The sequence below is a fragment of the Dorea sp. genome (assembly GCF_977044405.1).
Genome location: NZ_CDRRQK010000018.1, coordinates 25,300 through 46,647, shown reverse-complemented (window position 1 = coordinate 46,647; position 21,348 = coordinate 25,300). Strand labels below are relative to the sequence as shown.

17 protein-coding genes are annotated in these 21,348 nt (G+C 38.9%); 3 read left to right on the top strand and 14 right to left on the bottom strand.

All coding sequences use genetic code 11. The annotated features are described in order from the left end of the window. Positions 1 to 8: 8 nt before the first annotated feature. From ACWJAF_RS09400 to ACWJAF_RS09390, 3 genes are all read right to left on the bottom strand, one after another. On the bottom strand, positions 9 to 908 hold the full coding sequence (locus ACWJAF_RS09400; protein WP_296032771.1) for an ABC transporter permease: 900 nt from the start codon (positions 906 to 908) through the stop codon (positions 9 to 11). Next, positions 901 to 1,863 carry an ABC transporter permease gene (locus ACWJAF_RS09395; RefSeq protein WP_448863488.1) on the bottom strand — a complete coding sequence of 321 codons (963 nt, stop codon included), beginning with the start codon at positions 1,861 to 1,863 and terminating at the stop codon, positions 901 to 903. Before ACWJAF_RS09395 ends, ACWJAF_RS09400 begins: the two co-directional genes overlap by 8 nt. A gap of 84 nt (positions 1,864 to 1,947) precedes the next feature. Then, positions 1,948 to 3,552 (bottom strand): ABC transporter substrate-binding protein, encoded by a 1,605-nt coding sequence (locus ACWJAF_RS09390; RefSeq protein ID WP_448863487.1) that lies wholly within the window; start codon positions 3,550 to 3,552, stop codon positions 1,948 to 1,950. A gap of 333 nt (positions 3,553 to 3,885) precedes the next feature. Between ACWJAF_RS09390 and ACWJAF_RS09385 the strand changes: the two genes are divergently transcribed. Next, complete coding sequence (locus tag ACWJAF_RS09385) at positions 3,886 to 4,734, top strand: AraC family transcriptional regulator (protein WP_288707998.1); 849 nt, start codon at positions 3,886 to 3,888, stop codon at positions 4,732 to 4,734. A 75-nt stretch (positions 4,735 to 4,809) separates the two neighbouring features. Here ACWJAF_RS09385 and ACWJAF_RS09380 read toward each other — a convergent pair whose 3' ends face one another. From ACWJAF_RS09380 to ACWJAF_RS09360, 5 genes are all read right to left on the bottom strand, one after another. Next, positions 4,810 to 5,634, bottom strand: coding sequence for a carbohydrate ABC transporter permease (locus ACWJAF_RS09380; RefSeq protein WP_296032775.1), 825 nt, complete (start codon positions 5,632 to 5,634; stop codon positions 4,810 to 4,812). Between the two features lie 18 nt (positions 5,635 to 5,652). Beyond that, positions 5,653 to 6,579, bottom strand: coding sequence for a carbohydrate ABC transporter permease (locus tag ACWJAF_RS09375; RefSeq protein WP_296032776.1), 927 nt, complete (start codon positions 6,577 to 6,579; stop codon positions 5,653 to 5,655). 20 nt (positions 6,580 to 6,599) lie between these two features. After that, positions 6,600 to 7,886, bottom strand: a complete 1,287-nt coding sequence (locus ACWJAF_RS09370; RefSeq protein ID WP_448863483.1) for an ABC transporter substrate-binding protein — start codon at positions 7,884 to 7,886, stop codon at positions 6,600 to 6,602. 127 nt (positions 7,887 to 8,013) lie between these two features. After that, a complete protein-coding gene (locus ACWJAF_RS09365; protein ID WP_448863481.1) occupies positions 8,014 to 9,318 on the bottom strand; it encodes a Gfo/Idh/MocA family protein in 1,305 nt (434 codons plus the stop codon). A 78-nt stretch (positions 9,319 to 9,396) separates the two neighbouring features. Beyond that, positions 9,397 to 11,292, bottom strand: coding sequence for a DUF5696 domain-containing protein (locus tag ACWJAF_RS09360; RefSeq protein ID WP_448863479.1), 1,896 nt, complete (start codon positions 11,290 to 11,292; stop codon positions 9,397 to 9,399). A gap of 149 nt (positions 11,293 to 11,441) precedes the next feature. On the opposite strand from ACWJAF_RS09360, the gene ACWJAF_RS09355 reads away from it, so the two are divergent. Continuing rightward, the gene (locus tag ACWJAF_RS09355; RefSeq protein ID WP_448863477.1) at positions 11,442 to 12,374 is read left to right on the top strand and encodes an AraC family transcriptional regulator; all 933 of its coding nucleotides are present in this window, start codon (positions 11,442 to 11,444) and stop codon (positions 12,372 to 12,374) included. A 157-nt stretch (positions 12,375 to 12,531) separates the two neighbouring features. On the opposite strand, the gene ACWJAF_RS09350 is transcribed toward ACWJAF_RS09355, so the two are convergent. Then, entirely contained in the window at positions 12,532 to 13,917 is a 1,386-nt protein-coding gene (locus tag ACWJAF_RS09350; RefSeq protein ID WP_448863475.1) for an aminopeptidase, read from the bottom strand. Between the two features lie 284 nt (positions 13,918 to 14,201). Between ACWJAF_RS09350 and ACWJAF_RS09345 the strand changes: the two genes are divergently transcribed. Further along, positions 14,202 to 15,134: an AraC family transcriptional regulator gene (locus tag ACWJAF_RS09345; RefSeq protein ID WP_296092236.1), complete on the top strand. Its 933-nt coding sequence runs from the start codon at positions 14,202 to 14,204 to the stop codon at positions 15,132 to 15,134. 331 nt (positions 15,135 to 15,465) lie between these two features. Here ACWJAF_RS09345 and ACWJAF_RS09340 read toward each other — a convergent pair whose 3' ends face one another. The 5 genes from ACWJAF_RS09340 to ACWJAF_RS09320 all read right to left on the bottom strand — a co-directional run bounded on the left by ACWJAF_RS09340 (position 15,466) and on the right by ACWJAF_RS09320 (position 21,335). Then, positions 15,466 to 15,558 (bottom strand): putative holin-like toxin, encoded by a 93-nt coding sequence (locus tag ACWJAF_RS09340; RefSeq protein ID WP_448863473.1) that lies wholly within the window; start codon positions 15,556 to 15,558, stop codon positions 15,466 to 15,468. A gap of 130 nt (positions 15,559 to 15,688) precedes the next feature. Further along, positions 15,689 to 16,456 (bottom strand): glucosamine-6-phosphate deaminase, encoded by a 768-nt coding sequence (nagB, locus tag ACWJAF_RS09335; protein ID WP_448863471.1) that lies wholly within the window; start codon positions 16,454 to 16,456, stop codon positions 15,689 to 15,691. Positions 16,457 to 16,838: 382 nt separating this feature from the next. Further along, positions 16,839 to 18,119 (bottom strand): family 16 glycosylhydrolase, encoded by a 1,281-nt coding sequence (locus ACWJAF_RS09330; protein WP_448863469.1) that lies wholly within the window; start codon positions 18,117 to 18,119, stop codon positions 16,839 to 16,841. An 11-nt stretch (positions 18,120 to 18,130) separates the two neighbouring features. Further along, the gene (locus tag ACWJAF_RS09325) at positions 18,131 to 18,997 is read right to left on the bottom strand and encodes an HAD family hydrolase (protein WP_448863467.1); all 867 of its coding nucleotides are present in this window, start codon (positions 18,995 to 18,997) and stop codon (positions 18,131 to 18,133) included. Then, positions 18,981 to 21,335 carry a glycoside hydrolase family 65 protein gene (locus tag ACWJAF_RS09320; RefSeq protein ID WP_448863465.1) on the bottom strand — a complete coding sequence of 785 codons (2,355 nt, stop codon included), beginning with the start codon at positions 21,333 to 21,335 and terminating at the stop codon, positions 18,981 to 18,983. The genes ACWJAF_RS09325 and ACWJAF_RS09320 overlap by 17 nt, the downstream gene beginning before the upstream one ends. Between the last annotated feature and the right edge of the window lie 13 nt (positions 21,336 to 21,348).

Genomic DNA, 21,348 nt, shown 5'->3' with positions numbered 1-21,348 from the left:
CTCCAGGCTTACTTTACAATTTTAGGTTCCAATGCCGTTCTAAGGACATCCCCCAGAAGATTAAAACTAAGTACTGTACAAAGAATTAAAACTCCCGGGAATACAGCAAGATATGGTGCATCCAAGATGTGCCCCTGTGCACTCTGCAGCATACTTCCCCAGGAAGCTCTCGGTATCTGTACCCCCAGTCCTAGAAAACTAAGAGAAGATTCCATTAAGATTGCATTTGCAACACCAAGACTGGCTGCTACGATTATCGGTCCCATAATATTGGGAACAATATGTTCTATTGCAATCCGCAAGTTTCCTGCTCCCAGATTTCTCGCAGCAGTTACATAATCTCTCTCTTTGACAGACATCGTCTCTGCCCTTGTAATCCTTGCGACCTGTGCCCATGAGAACAAACTAAGTACGGCAATCAGAGTGAAGATTCCAGGTCGCAGAATTGTATTCAGCACTACCATTAACAACATGCTCGGCAATGCAAGAAAAATATCCGTAAACCGCATCAAAAGCATATCGATTTTTCCACCAAAATATCCTGCTGTGATACCAATCACCGTTCCTATGATCACTGTCATAATCATAGAACAGAATCCGACAGAAAGCGAAATACGTCCACCATAAAGTGCTCTGGTAAAATAATCTCTCCCATATTCATCCGTTCCCAAAATATGTTTTGCCGAAATTCCCTGTAGTTTTTCCGTTACATTAATCTTATTCGGATCATACGGACTAAGTGGTGCCAAAATAGATGCTATAATAATAATCAGAAGAACGATAACACTGACTAATGCCACCTTATTGGAAAACAGTTCTTTTTTTATATCCTTCCACACACTGTGATCATAAGAAATCTGTTCTTCATTTTTTTCTTTTTTCAATCTTCTAAATCTTGTATCAGTCATTTGCCATACCCTCCTTTTTAATTCTCGGATCTGCAAATGCATACAAAATATCTGCGATAAAATTTCCAATAACCAGAATAATACCTGAAAGCATAACGTATGCCATAATCACTGGATAATCTCTTACACCAATTGCTGTCATTGCAAGCGTACCGATTCCCGGCCATCCAAATACACTTTCAATAATGAAAGAACCACAGACAATAGATGCCAGATTCATACCCAGCAAAGTAATAATTGGGAGTAACGTATTTTTTAAAATATGTTTTTTCAAGAGTCTGCCTCCAGTTGTTCCTTTTGCTTTTGCTGCAAGAACATATTCTTCTCCTAACTGCCCAATTGTATTGGAACGGATATAACGGATAAACACAGCAAGATTGGAAAGACTTAATGTGATACAGGGCATGATCATATGTTTTACTGTATCCAGAAACGATTCATTTCCGACAGAATGCATACCTGACGACGGAAGAATATGAAGCTTTGCTGCAAATACAATAATCAGCACCATTCCAAGCCAGAACGATGGAATGGACATTCCGATATAGGAAATTCCACTGATGATATTGTCAATCCAGGTATTTTTACGGTATCCCGACCAAAGTCCCAACGGAATTGCAAGAAGAAGCGACAAAATAAGTGCAGCTCCCATCAGCTGTAAGGTTGCAGGAAGCCTCTTTACAATCTGCTCTGTTACAGAAGTATTATTCGCAAGTGAGATACCAAAATCTCCTTTCAACACTTCTCTTGCCCATCCCAGATACTGCTCTGGCAGGCTCTTATTCAGTCCAAGATTTTCTCTGATTGCTTCTTTCTCTTCATCCGACATCTGCTCATTAAGATACATTCCAGATATATCACCTGGTGCCGCATAGATAACCGCAAAAGAGAAAAAAGAAATTAAAATCGCAACAATAATTAGTTGTATTCCTTTCTTTGCACAATATTTCGCCATCTTTCTTTTCTCCTTTAAAAGAGGGACCCACACAAAAAATATCATTGTGCTGAAGTCCCTCTTCGTTTACTTACATCCTGTTTATTAGTCTACTTTGATTTTCAGGTAATCCGAAAATTCCGGTACAATCGGTACTGCATCCAGACCTGTTACATTTTTCTGGGATACCATTACATAATTCGTATAAGTAAGAGGATATTCCCAATATTCGGATAATGTCAGATCCTGTAATTCATTTGCAAGTTTCTGTGCTTCCTCCTTATCAGTTGCTGCATTTACTTTTGCTGCAAGCTGTCCGGCTTCATCACTAAATCCCCATGCTTTTGAACTACTGTTAATATAACTGTAAGCCTGGCAAAGACTGCTTCCACGCTCAGAATCCCATCCATTTGAACCAAGATCCCACTGATCTTCTTCACCTGACTGGAACATAATAGCAAAAAATCTCTGGAAGAATGCATTGGAATCCAGACCTTCAACATCAAGTGTCACACCAATTTCTCCAAGCTGCTGCTGAAGAACTGTTGCAACTTCTTCCATATTCGGACGATCTGCATTATAAATGTATTTAAGTGTTGTTCCTTCGATTCCAGAACTCTTTGCAAGCTTCTTTGCTTCTTTCAGATTCTGTTTATATCCTTTACAGTCTTTATTATAAAGTGACTGGTCTGGTACCAGAAGACTGTTCGCAACTGTTGCAAGTTCATCACTTCCAAACGCTGTATCAACAACTTCCTTTGAATTTATAGCAAGGAAGATTGCTTTTCTTGCATCTTCTGTAAGTTTATCCTTTGCCGGTCCGTAAGGATTGATCTGAAGATAATTCAGTCTTCCTTCTGAGAACGAACTGACATTGTAGTTATCGTCACTTTCATATTTCTTCAATTCTTCTGGTGTCGTGATTCTCATATACGAGATCTCGCCATTTTCAAATGCAACCTGTTTGGTGCTTCCCGAACCAATTGTTTTCATAACAACTTTCTTTACACTTGGTGTTCCTCTGTAATAATCATCGCGTGCAGTATACACAATGCTGTCATCATTGATTTCATCTACTGTATAAGCTCCAGAAGTAGCCATATCTGTTGAATTAAAATATCCGCTTCCTTCCACCTTTGTATAATCGTTATCAAAAGCATGAGACGGATAAATAATCATTCTTCCGATTGCAGATGTATAAGTAGCATATGCTTCTGGAAGTACAGCTTCGAGTGTTTTATCATCTTTTTTCGTAAAAGTAATATCCTGTTTGTTAATCATTGTATAAGATGATTTTCCACCTGATTTTCTTCCTGCATAAGCCATCGTAAAAAGAATATCATCAACTGTAACAGGTTCTCCATCACTCCAGTTAGCCTTGTCATTCAGATGAATCGTATATGTTTTTCCATCTTCTGAGATATCAAGTTTGTCAGCCAGATAATATTCTACTCCGTCCTTGGTCTCTAAAAATAGTGGTTCATAAATTGGGCGGATCAAAGATGTCTGATCATCACTTGCCGTGTTCGGTTCAAGTGATGTCGGCATATAATTTAATGCGGCTGTAAATGTTCCATCACTTTTTTTAGCTTTTTTCGTCTCTTCCGTCTTTGTACTGCTGTCCTTCTTGTCAGAACTGCTTCCGCATCCGGTAAGCATACCAACAGCCAGAATTCCTGCACACAATAATGCGAGTGCTCTTCTTTTCATTTTCCTTTTTCCTCCATCGTATTTGATTAGATAATCCTTATCGTTAAATATTTTTCTTTATATTAACGACTTTTGAAAATATTATCAAAAAGCCAAATTCTGCACAAATAGCTTTTTTCTATTACTATTTTCTTATTTATTGATAGTATCTATCGTAATTCATAAAACTACCCCCAAATTTGAATCATTTTTTAATGTTTTAATACTTATCGAATTTTTCTATAAGAAAAATTCGATTTTTTTTGCAATTTATATGTTTTTTTTTGCAATCTATATTGTATAATATTCTGGGAATATAATGGATTGGATTCATAACAGAAACGCGGGTGAAACATGAAATACAGAGATTCCAATACAACTAATATACAACTTAAACATGTAAAATGTGTACATCATAAGGGTTATTTGAAAGACAACCTTGAAATGACCAAGAAAGAATTTTATGAAATCAGTTTTTGTAAAAACGGGGATTTTATGCTTCGTATCGGTCATAAAAAGAACTTCATTACCAAAGGAGATATCCTTATGACTCCGCCAGGTGTTCCTCACTGTTTTATTTCCAGTGATTTGCTTGGAAATTATTACGACCTTATCACAATCTGGTTAGAAAAGTCCTATATCCTTAATTTAAAAGGTCAGCTTCCGGCACTTGATACACCGGCATTTAATATAGATACCCCTCACATTTTACATACTTCTGAAAACCCAAACGACCTTAAAGAATGTTTTGAACATTTTCATCAGGAATATGCTGCTCAAGGTGATCTCTCGGAGGCTCATGCCTGTGGTATATCGACTTGTCTTCTCGTTAAAATTATAAATTATGCACTTAAATATTCTGACGAATCCACTGAAAACAAGCCTGATATAACAAGCCAACTTGTCAGTTATCTGGATCAACATTTTTTGGAAAGCATCTGTATGGAGGAACTTGCACACACTTTTCACATGAGTAAAAGCAGTCTGAATAAATTATTTCAAAAGGAGCTCAATACAACCTGCCACCAATATATTTTGAAAAAGCGACTTGCTTTGTCAATCAAACTAATCCGCGATAATGTTCCTTTGAAAAATGTAGCAACCCAGGTTGGTTTTAAAGATTATTCTACCTTTTTCCGGGCTTTTAAAAAATTGTACCAGATTTCCCCGACGGAATGTCAGGCCGAAAACAAAAAAATTTAAGCATAATAAAGAGGTCGTCTTTCATAATGTAGTAAAGAACGGCCTCTTTTATTATTACTTATAAATATTCATATTCTAACCTTTAATTCCTGACTGTGCCACACCTTCAATGAACTGTTTCTGGAAGATGAAGAACAATACGATGATCGGGATAACTGCCATTACGGCTCCTGCCATCTGCATTGGATACTTGGTTGTGTACTGTCCCTGTAATGTAGAAAGTGCAGGTCCAAGTGTCATCTTATCCATAGATGTGTTAACAATCAATGGCCACATGAAATCGTTCCATGCGAATTTTGCTGTAAAGATTACTAATGATACGATACCAGCTTTTGTAAGTGGCAGCATGATCTGTCCAAAGATCTGGAAACGGTTACAACCGTCAAGTAATGCTGCTTCTTCCAGCTCCTTCGGTAACGACAGGAAGAACTGTCTCAGAAGGAATGTTCCGAATGCACTGAATAAGTTCGGCAGGAACAATGCCGGTATGGTGTCCAGAAGTCCTAAGTTCTGAACGATACGGTACTGTGGGATCAGGAAAATCTGACCTGGTACCATAAGTACGGATAATACCAGTACGAAGATCGCATTCTTGAATGGGAATTCAATTCTTGCAAATCCGTATGCTGCCATTGAACAGAACAGCACCTGTACAAAGGTAGTTACCACTGTTGATATGATTGTGTTCAAATATACTCTTCCAAATGGAAGTGCTGTTACAATTGATGAATATGCATCTGTCAAAAACTTCTTTGGGAAAATTGTTGGCGGTATCTGCATTGCTTCTCCGACTGTCTTAAATGAAGTCAGGATCATCCATACAAATGGAAATACCGTGATCGTAATTCCAAGGAGAAGTAAGACATGTACAATAATCTTTCTTCCTTTTACACTATTCACTTTTCTTCTCCTCCTCTTCTAATCGTAATTTACCCATTTCTTCTGTCCGATCATCTGGATCACTGTTACCAGCATGATGATTGCAAAGATCAGAATTGAAATTGCTGCTGCATATCCCTTATATCCATAGTCGAATGCCTGACGGTAGAATAACATAACAACCGTCTGAGTGTTCGCATATGCCGGATTCGTCTTACCGATCATCATATAGATTACATCGAATACCTGGAATCCACCGATAATAGATGTGATCATTACGAAAAAGATCGTTGGTGTCAGCAGTGGAATGGTTACTTTGAAGAACAACTGGATCGGGCCTGCGCCGTCAAGCTGTGCTGCTTCATAGTAAGATTTCGAAATTCCCTGCATACCTGCAAGCAGGATGATCATGTTATAACCAACTGACATCCACAGTCCTACGATCATAACACTGAATAATGCGATCTTCGGATCTGTCAGCCAGCCGACACCTTTTCCGCCAAGTGCACGGATTGCACTGTTTAAGATACCCATCTTCTCGTTGTAGATCCATTTCCATACCATGGCAACAGCTGCTGCCATGGTTACAGATGGTAAGAAATACAACGTACGGTAGATGGAAGTTCCTTTAATTTTGGAATTCAGAAGTGCTGCGATCAGTATAGATAAGAATAATCCTACCGGAACTGTTACAACTACATACTTCAAAGTGTTTCCAAATGTTTTGAATACCTCTGCGTCATGGAATAACTTCACATAGTTATCAAGACCACAGAATGTCGCGATATTAAATTTGTTTACATCATTAAAACTAAACCAGATATTCTGGATAAACGGCCAGATATAGAACACCAGAAGGCCGATGGTAACCGGTGCAATAAATATATACGCCGCAATCCAATCTTTCTTCTCTCTTTTACTCGCCCGTTTTTTCACTACGCCTGTTTTTGTTTTACCGTCAGCCATTTCATTCACCTACTTAATTACTATTTCTCCTGAAGTAACTTATCTGCCTGTTTTGTCAGACCCTTACAAACATCTGCAAGTGATTCTTCACCATTGTATGCTTTCTGGAGTTCTGTTGCTTCAAGGTCATAAAGTTCTGCTGCTTTTGTACAAACTGGAAGTGGATATGCTTCGTCAGAGTGATTTGTATAAGCTGCAAGGTTGTACTGTGAGTTAGCTTCTGCAAAGTATTTCTGAGCGTCTTCTCTTGCTGAGATTACAACACCAGTTTTTCCCTGGATTGCCTGAGCTTCTTCGCTTCCAAGCCAGATAGCGAAATCTTCTGCTGCTTCTTTGTTCTTGCTTCCTTCGTATACTGCGTATCCAAGACCATTGATGCAGTTAGCTTCTTTTCCGTTGAATGTAGGAATCTCTACACAATCAACCTTATCTTTGATTGCATCATTTTCAGCATACTCTGGAACCATGTATGATCCAGCGAAGTTCATTGCAAGCTGTCCACCTTCGAACATAGCGTCTGCTGTTGTCTCTGAAAGAGCAGATGCGCTTGGTGATAAGTCTTCATTGTACATATCGATCCAGCACTGGATACCTTCCTGTGTCTTAGGATCATCATATCCTGTAGACTTCTTGTCATCGCTTAAGATATATCCGCCATTAGCGTATACTGTCTGATAATACCATGTCTGGAAATCAACCGGGCAAGCGAATGGATATACACCATCTCCGAGTTTTCCGCTGTCTTTTAATGCTTTTGCTGTTGCAACAAGATCATCGTAGCTCATGTCATCTGTAGGATAAGCAACTCCACACTCATCAAAGATCTCTTTGTTATACCATAAAGCGTTTGTATCAAAGTCTTTTGGTACTGCATAGTTCTTGTCATCACGTACATAGTTGTTTACCAGTGTCTCTGAGAAGTTGTCGTTGATATCAGAATCTTTGATCTTATCTGACAGATCATCAAGGATTCCTCCATCTACATAAGAGTCAAGGTGAAGTACGTTCAGCCAGAATACATCTGGTGCTTTTCCACCTGTTGCTGCTGCTTCGAGTTTTGTCCAGTACTCTCCACCTTTGTATGGTGTTAACTGGATACTGATCTTAACATCTGAGTTCTCTTTCTCATATGCTTTTACCAGTTTTTCCATTGCCGGTCTCTGGTTCTCATCCCAGATACCAAAGCTTAATTCTGTTTTTCCTCCGGAACTTTTCTTGCTGTCGCTTCCTCCACAAGCTGTCAGCATGGTTGCGCCCATTGCTACACAAAGGCCAAGGGCTGCTACTTTTCTCATGTTCTTTTTCATAATGTTTACTCCTTTTCGTGTCTGTTTCAGGGTTACACTTTATATGAACTTTTTTGCTGCTCTGCAAAAAATACATATACATATTAATTACATCATATTTTCCAATATATCTCACCTTTACCGGCTACTATCGGAATGTATCGATATCAACTGCTTTACCTTCATGCAGTCTGGAATATTCTGCCGCCAGTGCACAATAGTGACTCTGAAGAGATCTGTCAAGAGATGTTACGTATGTACTCTCTGTCTTCTCTCCGCTTATGATGTCCAGGAATTCTTCAACCATCTTATTATCTCCGCCACCATGTCCGGAAAAGTCATTGGATAATGCTGCAACATCTATTACTTCTTTTGTCTTTTCCGGGTCGAAGTATTCAATCACGATCTTGCTTTCCTTTTCATACGGCTGCATATCTACGATTACTTCACCTTTGGTTCCCATGAATTTTGCATATCTGGAAGTTTCATATGTGAAACCACACATGGTAAAGCTCATCGTCGTGCCATCTGTCATCTGAAGGTTCACGACCTGATGGTCTACTACATTATTATTGCAGTCGAAAACGCATTTTCCATATGGTCCTGTCTTTATTGCATCCATCAGTTTTTCTTCTGTCACCCCGGATGGTACCAGTACATCTAACGGCCATAATCTGTTGCCTTTGCGGTAACCGATTCTTTCATGTTCCATGTAGATCTTTTCTGCATCAAAGATGCAGTTTTCTTTGGCCTTGCATCCATCCAGGCATCTTCCGGTGCATCCTTCCGGTGCATGCTCCGGTGTGAAATAATTCAGATCACCGTAGGAAGTCAACGATTTGCAGGTCTTATCTGCCAGCCACAGATATAAGTCCATATCGTGGCAGCACTTCTGTAAGATCATCGGACTTGTCTCATCTGAGTTTGCCCAGTTGCCTCTGACGAAGCTGTGTGCCTGATGAAACCAGCCTACATTTTCAATTGCCATGATTGAGATTACATTGCCGATCGTTCCTGCATCCAGGATTTCTTTTACCTTCTGGTAGATCGGTGTGTATCTTAAGACATGACAGACAACGACTTCTCTTTTACACTCTTTTGCTACTTCCGAGATCTTTCTGCATTCCGAAAGATCCGGTGAGATTGGTTTTTCCAGTAACAGGTGATAGCCTTTTTTTAGTGCTATGATTGCCTGTTCTACATGCTGTCTGTCCTGTGTCGCTATGATCATTGCATCTGCAAGTTTTTCTTCCTTAAGCATCTCTTCCGCGCTTGCGTAGCAGTGCGCTTCCGGAATTCCATATTCTTCAGCTGTCAGTCTGACTTTTTCAGAATCAATGTCTGCAATTGCAACGATCTTCATCTTATCTGGATAGATCTTTGCGGCTTTTGCATAGGTGTCTCTTCCTCTGCTTCCAAGTCCTGCGATTGCAACTGTCATCTGCTTACTCATAACTTTTATCCCGCCTTTCTTCATCCTTTGTTTCTTCTATTCTTTGCAAATGTCTGTTTCCAGAATATTTACATTATCTTATGCTACTGTTTCGATATTATAAGTCTGCTTTTCAAAGTCTACCGTAACCTTTGTTCCATCTGCAAATGTAGTTCTCTGAACCTGTGGATTGCCATCTACCATTTCATGGCTTATCATCTCACATTTTGCAACCTTTTTATGAAGGTCTGTGACAACTTTACATCTCTTAATATCTTCTTCGATGTGCATCTTCACATTTCCATCAAAGGAACCATCAAAGTTCGGATATGCACCGTCACGGATCAGGTAAGGTGCGCCGCCATTTAACAATGCATACAGCATGTAGTCTTCGGTGTCATCAATCTTTTCCATCATCCATGGCTCGATCAGGCAGTCATGATATACCAGGTTAAAAAGTGGTACCGGTATTCCATGTTTTGGACTTCCTGGTTTGCGGAGCATGAAATCATATGGTGCGTAGTGACAGAATACAAGGCTTCGTACGCTCCAGTCGCTGACCTCTTCAGAACTTGGAAGAATTCCTTTTGACATCAGATAATCAAAGCATCTTGCTCTGAAGTCATAACAGTCTCTTCTTGTCATACGGTGTCTTGGATTATTACATTCATCACCCTCATTACATGTGAATACATCCAGGTAAGCTCCGTTCAGATGAATCTGGTTCTTTCCAATCTCCTGGAAGTTACGTTTTACATAATGTGGAGCCTGTGTTGCACACAGGTAAGACTGCTGTCCTCCTGCCCATCTTTTATGAGTCGGGATTGTTCCGTCTGTAAGTCTGCATGCATAATCTTCATCAAAACTTTCTGCTGCGAAATAATAATCACGGTACTGGTCATGGATTCCAAACAGGTCTCCCTGCTTTTGCATCGTATCTGCCAGCTCTTTCATATCTTTCCATCCACCGGCTTCTTCACAGGCAGGTGTGTAATCTGGATGCTTGTTATCATATCCAGGCTCTGCCCAGCCATCCAGGTGGAGATATAATTTTCCAGCTCCAAGTTCATGAAGCTCTTTCATCTCTTTGGTTCTGACTGCAAATGGTGTCAGGTTGTTGTTCTTATCTGGATTCTCCGGATCGAAAAAGTCTGATTCCGGCTGAACAAAAGTCTTAATTCCTTTGTGAATGAAGCTGCATCCGATCAGATCGTCTACAGAAGCAACTCTTGCTGCTTTTTCATTCAGTGTACACAAGTTACCCTGTTCTCTTACATAATCTCTGTAGATTTTACATGCATCGTTGTAATCTCCATCTTCGATCAGTGTATATCTGACAACACGCTTATAGTCCATCTTACCAAGACTTGGCTCAAATCTTACACCTACATGTGTATAAGGTCCGTTCTCCGGATGCTCTGCCTGATATCCTGCATTCCACGGTGTTGTACAGATCGCGATATATCCGTCGCGTCCCTTAAACTGTGAAAACCATGGCATATATCCACCTGCTGTCTCAAAAAATCCGTCAAACGGAATTGCTGTAAGCTCTGTCTCCCAGTCATTTGGAATCAGCACTCCCTGCTGCATGTTCAGCAGTGTGTACCAGTCATTTCTCTTTTCTTCTAATTCCAGCTCTCCCGGCCAGAATACTTTTTCTACTGTAAGCCCCTCTTCACAAAGCGGAATCCATTCAAAGAAAATGTCTTCTGTACATCCCTCAATCCATGCATAAGTTTCGAACGCATACGGAACTTTCGTTCCTCCTACTTCAAATCCTGCAAATGAACTGCGGATTCCTTCTCCGATTCCGTTATGTACCAGTTCATGATGAATCTCCAGTGCTTCGTCAAAGAAAAAGGTTCCTTCTTTACACTCCATCTTTGGACGGTAATCTTTCGTCCAGTTCCATTCCGTATTTCCTTTGCAGAATGAAAACTTTAAATTCTTATCGTCCATTCTAAGCTGTATTGTATTTGTCTTAATATCCAACATATGAACCACCTTTCATTGGCAAATTCGCTAATTTTCTCATTTCTTGTTGTCTATTATATTGTATTTTGCACAACATTGCTTAGAGTTTCGTCCAACGTTGTTGTCATATTGTCCATATCCTGTTACAATATAGGCCAGGAGGTACGATTATGACCTATATAAAGACCAAATTAAAACGATCTATTAATATTGAAGCAATCATCACCCTGCACTATTTTGAATATATGAAAAATTTTGAGTTCAAGGGAGAATCTCATAATTTCTGGGAATTCCTCTATGTGGATAAAGGAACGGTTGCCGTCCGCGCAGACGATAACTGGACTACACTTAATACCGGCGATATCATATTTCATCAGCCAAATGAATTTCATGCCATCAAATCCATTGGAAAAGATTCGCCAAATCTGGTTGTCATGTCCTTTACCAGTGACTCTCCGGCTATGTCCTTTTTTATCCAGAAAAGCTTTACTCTCAGTATGGAAGAACGTTCCATAATATCTAAGATCATTACAGAAGGACGCCATACACTTGCCACACCGATGCATATTCCTTCCATTGAACAGGTACAGCTAAGAGAAGACGCACCTTTTGGCTCTCAGCAGATGATCCTTCTGTATCTGGAATTATTCCTGATCACTTTGATCCGGGAACACAGAGAAGCCTCTGCCACCTCAGATCCTCACACCTCTTCACCGGAGAAAGAATCTGCCGAACACGAACGGATCAATGAGATTCTGAAATATATGGAATTTCACATCTGTGAGAAGCTGACCGTTAAGGATATCTGTGATGCATTTTCCATCTCAAGATCTGCTCTTCAGTCATTGTTCCATGAACAGCTGGACTGTGGTGTGATTGACTATTTTAACCAGATGAAAATTCAGCGAGCTAAGGATATTATCTGCGATGGTTCTATGAACCTGACGGAGATTGCATATTTCCTTTCTTATAGTTCTCTTCCATATTTTTCCAAGCAGTTCCGGATTGCTACCGGGATGTCGCCATCCGCTTATGCATCTTCTGTAAAAGGAATTACCGATGCACTGCGTAATGGTAAGGAACGCGACAGGGAAGCGGAGTAATCTGATCTTTCCAAACGCATGTAAGAGAACTTGCCACTGGCAACTTCTCTTACATGCGTTGGCATAAAAAATGACGCAATGAAGCCTGCATTTACGCGCCCCATTGCGTCATTTTTATTTATACCAAGGTATGTATGTACATTTTTACAGATACACTCTAGAATGCTGCTTTTAAGAATGCTTCATAACATCTTACTGCTTCATAAATATCTGCTTTACTTGTCGTCTCCCATGGTGCATGCATTCCCAGCACTGCCACGCCACTGTCAATAACTTCCATTCCATAGACACTCATCAGATAAGCGATGGTTCCGCCGCCGCCGACGTCCACACGTCCAAGCTCTGCTGTCTGGAAGTTTACATTTGCCTCTTCCATGATCTGTCTGAGCTGTGCAACGTATTCCGGGTTGGCATCATTAGATCCACTCTTTCCGCCAGATCCTGTATACTTGTTAAATACAGGTCCGCGTGCCAGAAATGCTGCATTTTTTTTCTCATATACATCCTCGTACATCGGATCAAATCCCGCACTTACATCGGATGATAACATCTTGGAATTAGCCAGTGTTCTTCTTAATACGATGTCGTTATATTCTACGCCATCATTCAGAAGTACATATTCTGCAACTGCATTTTCGAAAAACCGGGATGTCATACCACTTGCTCCCGTACTACCGATCTCTTCCTTGTCTACTAAAAGACAGCAGGAAGTTCTTGTAACCTCTTTTGCTCTCAATATTGCGAACAGGGATGTGAATGCACACACTCTGTCATCCTGTCCATATGCAAGGATCATGCTGTTATCCAGACCACAGTCTCTTGCTTTTCCTGCAGGAACGATTTCAAGCTCTGCTGAGAGGAAATCTTCCTCTTCAATGTCATATCTTGCTTTCAGAATACTCTTGATTCTTCTTGTCACTGCATTTTCTTCTTTGTCCTCAGGACGGTTACCGATCAAAAGATCCATCTGTTCCCCATCGATGAAATCTTTTGCCAGTTTTTCTCTCTGTCTTGCTCCCAGATGTGGAAGAAGATCATTGATGACAAGTACCGGATCTGTCTCCTTTTCCCCAACGCAGATCTCTACCTTTTCTCCGTTCTTCTTAACAACTACACCGTGAAGCGCAAGTGGAATGGAAAGCCACTGATATTTTTTCACACCACCATAGTAATGTGTGTCCAGAAAAGCGAGTCCTTCATTTTCATATAATGGATTCTGCTTTACGTCAATTCTTGGCGAATCGATATGTGCTCCCAGAATGTTCATACCTTCTTCGACCGGTGCGGTTCCTGCCTGGAAAAGTACGATGGCTTTCCCCATATAGTCCATGTATACTTTGTCTCCGGCGTGGATCTTTGTGCCTGCTTTGATCAGGTCTTTCATATTCTTATAACCCTCGGCTTCAGCAAGTTCGATGGTCTTCTTTACGCATTCACGCTCTGTTTTTCCTTCATTCAGACATGTGCGGTATGCTGCATTGACTTCTTCTAATTCCTGAAGCTGTGCCTCACTGTATGTCTGCCATAAATTCTTACGTTCCATACCTCTCATATCACCTCGTTTTCTTTATGATTTTAGTTGTATTATAGACCAAGTTAACGGGAAAGGTATTATACTTTTGTCCAGTGAAGTTGTACAATCGTCCAGTGTTGCTGTGTTTTTCCTTCTCTGCACATTTCCACTTTGCTTTTTGTTTCTCCTTCATGTATGATAATATATAACAATAACATTGATCCGGCAGTGATATTTTTGTGCGGATCTACAACGTCAGTCCTTTCTATATAAATAAAACATATAGATGTAATGGGGTAAAAAGGAGTAGCACTATGGCTTATCATGGAATCGAATTGCAAAATTCTATTACGATTGGGAAAATTTTCAGTATTCACTATTTTGAATATATGAGTAATTTTAGTTTTGCGGGAGAATCCCACAACTTTTGGGAATTTGTCTGTGTTGACAAAGGAGAAGTAGGCGTTACACGCGGCAACTCCTATACCGTTCTGAAAAAAGGCGATCTTGTTTTCCACAAGCCAAACGAATTCCATGACGTAAAAGCTACCGGTAGTATTGCTCCAAATCTGGTCGTCATATCTTTTGAATGCACAGATGATGCCATGTATTTTTTTAATGACAGACTTTTAAGGATTGATGAAACAGAACGGAATCTTCTCGCTAATATTATCATTGAAGCCCGAAGATGCTTTGACTGCCGTCTGGATGATCCTTATCTTCAAAATATGCCTTTAAAAACTTCCGATGTATTTGGCTCACAGCAGATGATCAAATTGTATCTGGAACATTTTCTGATACATCTGATCCGGCGCTATTCTAATCCAATCGTCCTGCACAAAACATTACCAAAAACAGATCCGCCAAAGGCTACCAAGAGCAAAAATGACGCTGAAGTTTTTAGCCGGGTTGTAGATTATCTTGAAAGCCATCTGACCACGCATGTTACGATTGACCAGATCTGCAAAGACAATCTGATCGGCCGTTCACAGCTGCAGAAAATTTTTAAAGAACATTGCAATCTTGGTATCATTGAATATTTTTCTATGCTGAAAATCAATGCTGCAAAAGAACTGATCCGTACCAATCGGATGAATTTCACACAGATTGCAGAACATCTGGGATATGCTTCGATTCATTATTTTTCCAGACAGTTTAAGAAAGTGACTGGGATGACGCCATCAGAGTATGCTTCTTCGATTAAAGCGATGGCGGAGGGGACATTTGGTGATGATGTTGATACTTAAAGGACCGAAACCACAATCAATACTATTTATATAATTTTCGCAGAAAAAGGCGGAAGAGAAGGTTCGCATCTTCTCTTCTGCCTCTTTTACCTGTTATTAATATTCAACTTCTACCGGCATTCCTGCCTCTGCAGATTCAAGAATTGCAATAATTGCAAGCGCTGTTCTTCTGGAATCTTCTAATGTTATGTATATTATTTAATATATATTCTTGAAACCACATAATATTTATGCTATATTTAAGCCACAAAAAAGGGAAGCCATCAGCGGCTACCCCAAAGTTAATAACTATTAATTATTTAACAGTCATCACTATTTGCGGTAGTGGCGACTATTTCTTTGTGTTCTTAAATATCTGATAACACAGACTTACAAGAGCAACAACAAATATACAAAACTGAATCATTTCAGAATATGTAATCATTTTATCACCCTCCTTTCTCTTATCTGGAGGGTTTCCCTCCGAAAGGAGGATAGCCGCCTGGCTTAGGTTTCCCTTCTCATATAATATCATGTCATATCCAATCAATATATATAATTTATTTTTCTATATTTTATAATTTAATTTTATAATCCAACTCTTCAGCATGTAATTCCATAACTTTCGAAAGCGCAGCCTCGTCCCCAACCAATGTCACATCGTTATGCATCTGCAAAATGGACGCTGGTACTTCCGGTGTAACCGGGCCAAAAAACGCACGCTCTACGATATCTGCTTTTCCTTCGCCATTCACTACGATCAGAATTTTCTTTGCCTGCATGATTGTCTTAATTCCCATCGTGTATGCCTGTTTCGGGACATCATCTGCCGATTCAAAGAATCTCTTATTTGCTTCAATCGTACTTTCTGTCAGATCTACACAGTGTGTTTCTTTTTCAAATGCTGCTCCCGGCTCATTAAATCCAATGTGTCCATTATGTCCAAGACCAAGAAGCTGAAGATCAACTCCTCCAACCGAACGGATCAGTTCTTCATATCTTCCACATTCTTTTTCTGCATCTGGTTCCATACCATTTGGTACATTCGTCTGCTCTGGATTAATATTCACACGATCAAACAGATGCTGATGCATGAAGTAATAATAGCTCTGATCATTTGTACGTGGCAGTCCTTTGTATTCATCCAGATTCACTGTTGTTACCTCCGAAAAATCCAGGTCGCCTTTATTGTACCATTCTACAAGCTGATCATAAGTTCCGATCGGAGTTGATCCTGTTGCCAGTCCTAGTACACAGTTTGGTTTCATGATCACCTGTGCAGAAATGATGTTGGCTGCCTTTCTGCTCATATCTTTGTAGTCTTTTGCTTTATAAATTTTCATAGCTTTTAACCTCCCAGTCACCTTTTTAATTTGTCCTTTATTGTTTTTTACTATCCGTCGTAATAACCGCCTCTGCGAAAAATTTCGGCAAGTGAAAATCCGGAGAGGATTCTTCTCCAGACATACCAGTTTGAGATAAAATCCTTCTCCTTTCGCAAATCCACTGTAGTCTTATGCTTCCCCATTGCTTTATCAATCTTTGCTATCTCAATCTAACAAATTGATTAGAGAAAGGCAAGATTGTACAAAAGGAAAGAAACAAATGTACAAAAAAATAAATCAATTGTGACACCTGCTGTTTGACAATATTGTAGCGAAAAAGCTATGGCCTTCCATAGCTTTTTCTGTATATGTTTTCTCTTATGTTTTCTACCGCTTATTATTACATATCTATCAATTGCCACTGACTTGTCCACCATGTATCCGGACACTCTCCGTACTGAAGAACCGATTTCAAATCTTCTGTATGTATAGATTTATCTGTTTGCCATCTATTAGTAAATTTCAAATAGTTGTCAACCTGTTTGACTGACCACTGTGCACTCCAATAAGTACTTGGCACCTTACCATGTTCTACATATCCGGAAAGATTTTCAATATGCATATATTCATCTGTTGCAACATTTTTTAATCTCACATATCCATCTACGTTTTCAACTTTCCATTTAGCATAGTCTTCATTTTCTGGTATGTCTCCATACTGTACGTTTGCTTTTTCAGGCTCAATATATGCATACTTACCTGTCTGATGATTTCTCAATAAATATTCTTCTGCCTCATTTTTGTCATATCCTTTATCAGACTTCCAAACTCTATAATAATCAACATACCATTCCTTTGGCCAAACATCATTATGTTCTCCTGATCCTGCATCTGTATAAATATTTAAAATAGTACCCATTTCATAATCTGGAGAACCATAAATAACACGAACCAATTGATTATCATAATAAAATTTCAAGCTGTTTGGTGTCCAATCCATTGCATAAATGTGAAACTCTTCTGTTGGATTTCCTTGCGGAACTGCATCTTGATTAATCCACCAGCTTGTTTGAAAATTCGGATCATTCCATCCATACGCAGCTGTTCTCCAGGCATTTGGTGTACTAAAAAATGTTTCTAAAATATCTATTTCACCAGTTTGTTTTGAATTAAACCAGTCATCTGTATCTTGCTGCATTCCAACCATCCACCATGCCTGGTGTCCACCGCCACCACAATTTGCTAATTTGGCACGTATTTCAAAATATCCATACTTTGTTTTATATCCATACCAAGTATCTCTATCCTGATTATCTGTTGTTCCACTAAAATTATGTATCCAGCTTTTATCAAAAGACATAATCGCTGACGATTTTACCGTTCCATCATGTTCTGGACTCCACGCCTGCTGATCTTTAGTAATATATTCCACCAAGCATCCGTTTTCAAATCGATAATTTGCTTTTGCATTTTCTGGATTTTTACTCCAATGCGGTAGATAATAATCGGTCCACTTAGATTTATCCAACGAATCACCATTAAATTCATCAGCATAATCCAAAGTATATCCTGGTTTATCAACCGGATTTGCCGGCATATCTGCCGCTTGAATTTTCATTGGAATCATCATCCCAATAACCGCCATAATTCCTACTAAAAATATTTTTCCAATCTTCCTCAATATTTTTCCTCCTATTCTTGTTCACGTAGAAAACATAAAAATCTATCTACTCCACCTCCTATCTTTTCTACTCCATTTGGTCTTTCACCAGCAACTTCTGACACATCAAAAAAATCACCATTTTGACTTTTTTCGGTTTTCATAAAGCTATCACTTCCAAATATATCCTTTTCAATTCCTACATACTCATCTCCCCAGTATGTACATTCCTCAGGTTTTATATTATTTTCGGTACAAATTTTTTCTAAAATTACATCAATATTATCACTTTTACTCGTAACTCCTACTTCAAGATATTTTGCATCGCATGTTGGTACAACATCTATACCATGTTTTTTCCCAATTGTTTGTGCAAGATTAATTAATCCACCAAGTCCGCCTTCCATTCCATGTTCTTTTAAAATTTCTTTCAAATGTCCAAGCTCATCCTCTTGCATGAACAAATTATCGCCTCTCTGACTTTCTACCATAAGATCAATTTTGCAATAATTCGGCCTGCTAAATACAATATCCGTATCAAAGTCATATTTTTCTTTTAATGTTTGATGTATTTCAAAACAAATCTGATGTATCTTCAAAATAGCCTCTTTATCTGGAACCATATTTTCAAATATATATGGTATTCCATTCTTAAAGGAATAGTTATACGCACCTCTCCCTAATCCAAGATAAAGATTTTCCAACTCTTTCTCCGTAAAATAACTTTCGATTCTTCCTCCCGCAATGTTTTCTATAGTTGTTCCACTGACAATTATTAGTTTAATCCCCTTTTGTAACAGCGGACGCATCGCTGCAACTGCTTTATCTACAGGCGCTCTTCTCGACATTACGGCCGTTCCATCCCAATCAAAAAAAATAGCCTTATATTTTCTCCACATATCGATCTCCTTCACCTTCCAGTATTATATCTTTTTCACCAATCGAAAAACTTATTCTATCCCCTTCTATAATTTCAAATATCGCTTCATCCTTGGATACAGTCACTTCCAGTAACGTTCCTTTTCGTTTGAGCCTGAATCGGTATTCTTCCCATTCTTTTGGAATTACAGGTTTGAAACGCAATTTCGAATCCTGACAACGTACTCCTGCAAAACCATTCACAATTGCCTGCCATGTACCTGCCATATTTGCTGCATGGATTCCTGCATAAAAATTATTATGATAGTCATCCAAATCCATTCTTGCCGATTGGGAAAAATATTTATAAGCTTCATCCAAATATCCGATATCACAAGCAACTATTCCAAATATGCATGTTGATAATGAAGAATGATGTAACGTCACTTCTTGATAAAAATCATAATTTCTTCTTATTTCTTCTTCCGTAAATAAATTGCTATGTAAATACATTCCCAATATCGCATCTGCCTGTTTTGACATTCTATGACGCATTATAAATAATGGATGATAATTTTCATAAAGCCATGCACGTTTTTCCGGCGGTATCTTAGATTCATCCCATGGTTTTCTCATCATAAATCCATCATCCATTGGATATATTTGACGTTTTTCATCATACGGAAAATACATCTTCTCAATAATCTGATTCCACATTTCTATCTCTTCTATAGAAAAATCTATTTTTTCTTCCAAACGAGATAATACTTCCGGCGCATTTTCATTCAAATAGTTCACTGCTCCTACAGCATCTCTCAAATTTTCACGCGCCATGAGATTTGTGTAAAAGTTATTGTCCACCAACACATTATACTCATCTGGTCCTGTTACATCACAAATACAGTATCTTCCATCTTTACATTCTGCAAAGCTTCCAACATCAGCCCACACTCTTGCTGTTTCTATTAAAATTTCTGCTCCTTTTTCTTTGAGATACTCCACATCTCCACTAACTTGTAAGTAAAGCGATAATGCATACGCTATATCTGCATTGATATGATACTGTGCTGTTCCCAACGGGTAATATGTCGAAGCTTCTGCCCCATTAATGGTACGCCATGGATATAGTGCACCTTTCATATGTCCTAATATTCTTGCTCTTTCTCGCGCCTGATCCAATGTTCCATATCTGTAATCAAGCAATTTCTTTGCAACTTCCGGTTCTGTGTATATCAAAACCGGCAGTACATACATCTCTGTATCCCAAAAATAATGCCCTTCATATCCTTCACCAGAGAGTCCTTTTGCTCCCATTCCTGTATGTCCGTCTCTTCCTGCTGCTTGAATAATATGGTACAAATTAAAGTGAATTCCTTGTTGTACAGCTTCATTCCCCTTGATTTCTACATCCGCTATTTTCCAAAAGCTTTCCATATATTCTTTCTGATATTTTTCCAGATAAAGGCCGCCATCCGTTTCTGCCGCTTCTAATTCTTTATTCACAAATGTTTCCAACTCATTTTTTCCCATATCAAGCGCAGTTGAATAACAAATAAATTTATCTAATTTTACAGTTGTTCCCTGTTCACATTCCACAGATACCGAAATTTCTGCCATCATCTCTTTTATGTCTTTTTGCCAGGACAACTCTTTTATCAAATCATTGTTTTTCCATAACACATGTGAACTTCCGCATGCCATTGTCAATTGACTTCCCTTTGTTGTGCCTTCATAATACATTTTATTATTTTTTGCCCACATTTTGTCTGGATCCAGCCTACGTCCAAAAGGACCATAATCAACAATCGGATTGGTTTTCCTTGTGTGATTTTCCACATCTGTCTGCATTTTTGAAACAAATTGAATTTCTCCCGAATAGTTTAATGGTGTTACCCTATATGAAATTAACATTATATTTTTTCTGGCAAATGAAACCAATCGCAAAATCTGAATTCTTGTTTTTTTCCCTTTCGGAGATGTCCAAATAAGTTTTCTTTCCAGAATTCCTTCTTTCATATGAAGCACTCGTTCATACTTTTCCACTGCACCGTCCATCATGTCAAATTTTTCGTCAGCAAGTATTACGTGTGTTTCTTTTAAATTCGGCAAATTCAAAAGAGACTGACTTAAAAGTGGAGAACCAAAATTAGCTTCTCCATAACGTATTTTTTCACTTTCATAGAATCCATTCACAAAATTGCCTTCTAATCCGGTATCTATGTCAAAATCATAGGCTTCCTCAAAAGTTCCTCGTGTTCCAATATATCCATTGGACAGGGCAAATGTTGTTTCATTTCTATAATTATTATTTATATCAAATTCCGTTTCTGTAATGTCCCATACCTGAATTGGATAAATCGGTCGTTTATCTGTATCCATTTATTTTCTCCTT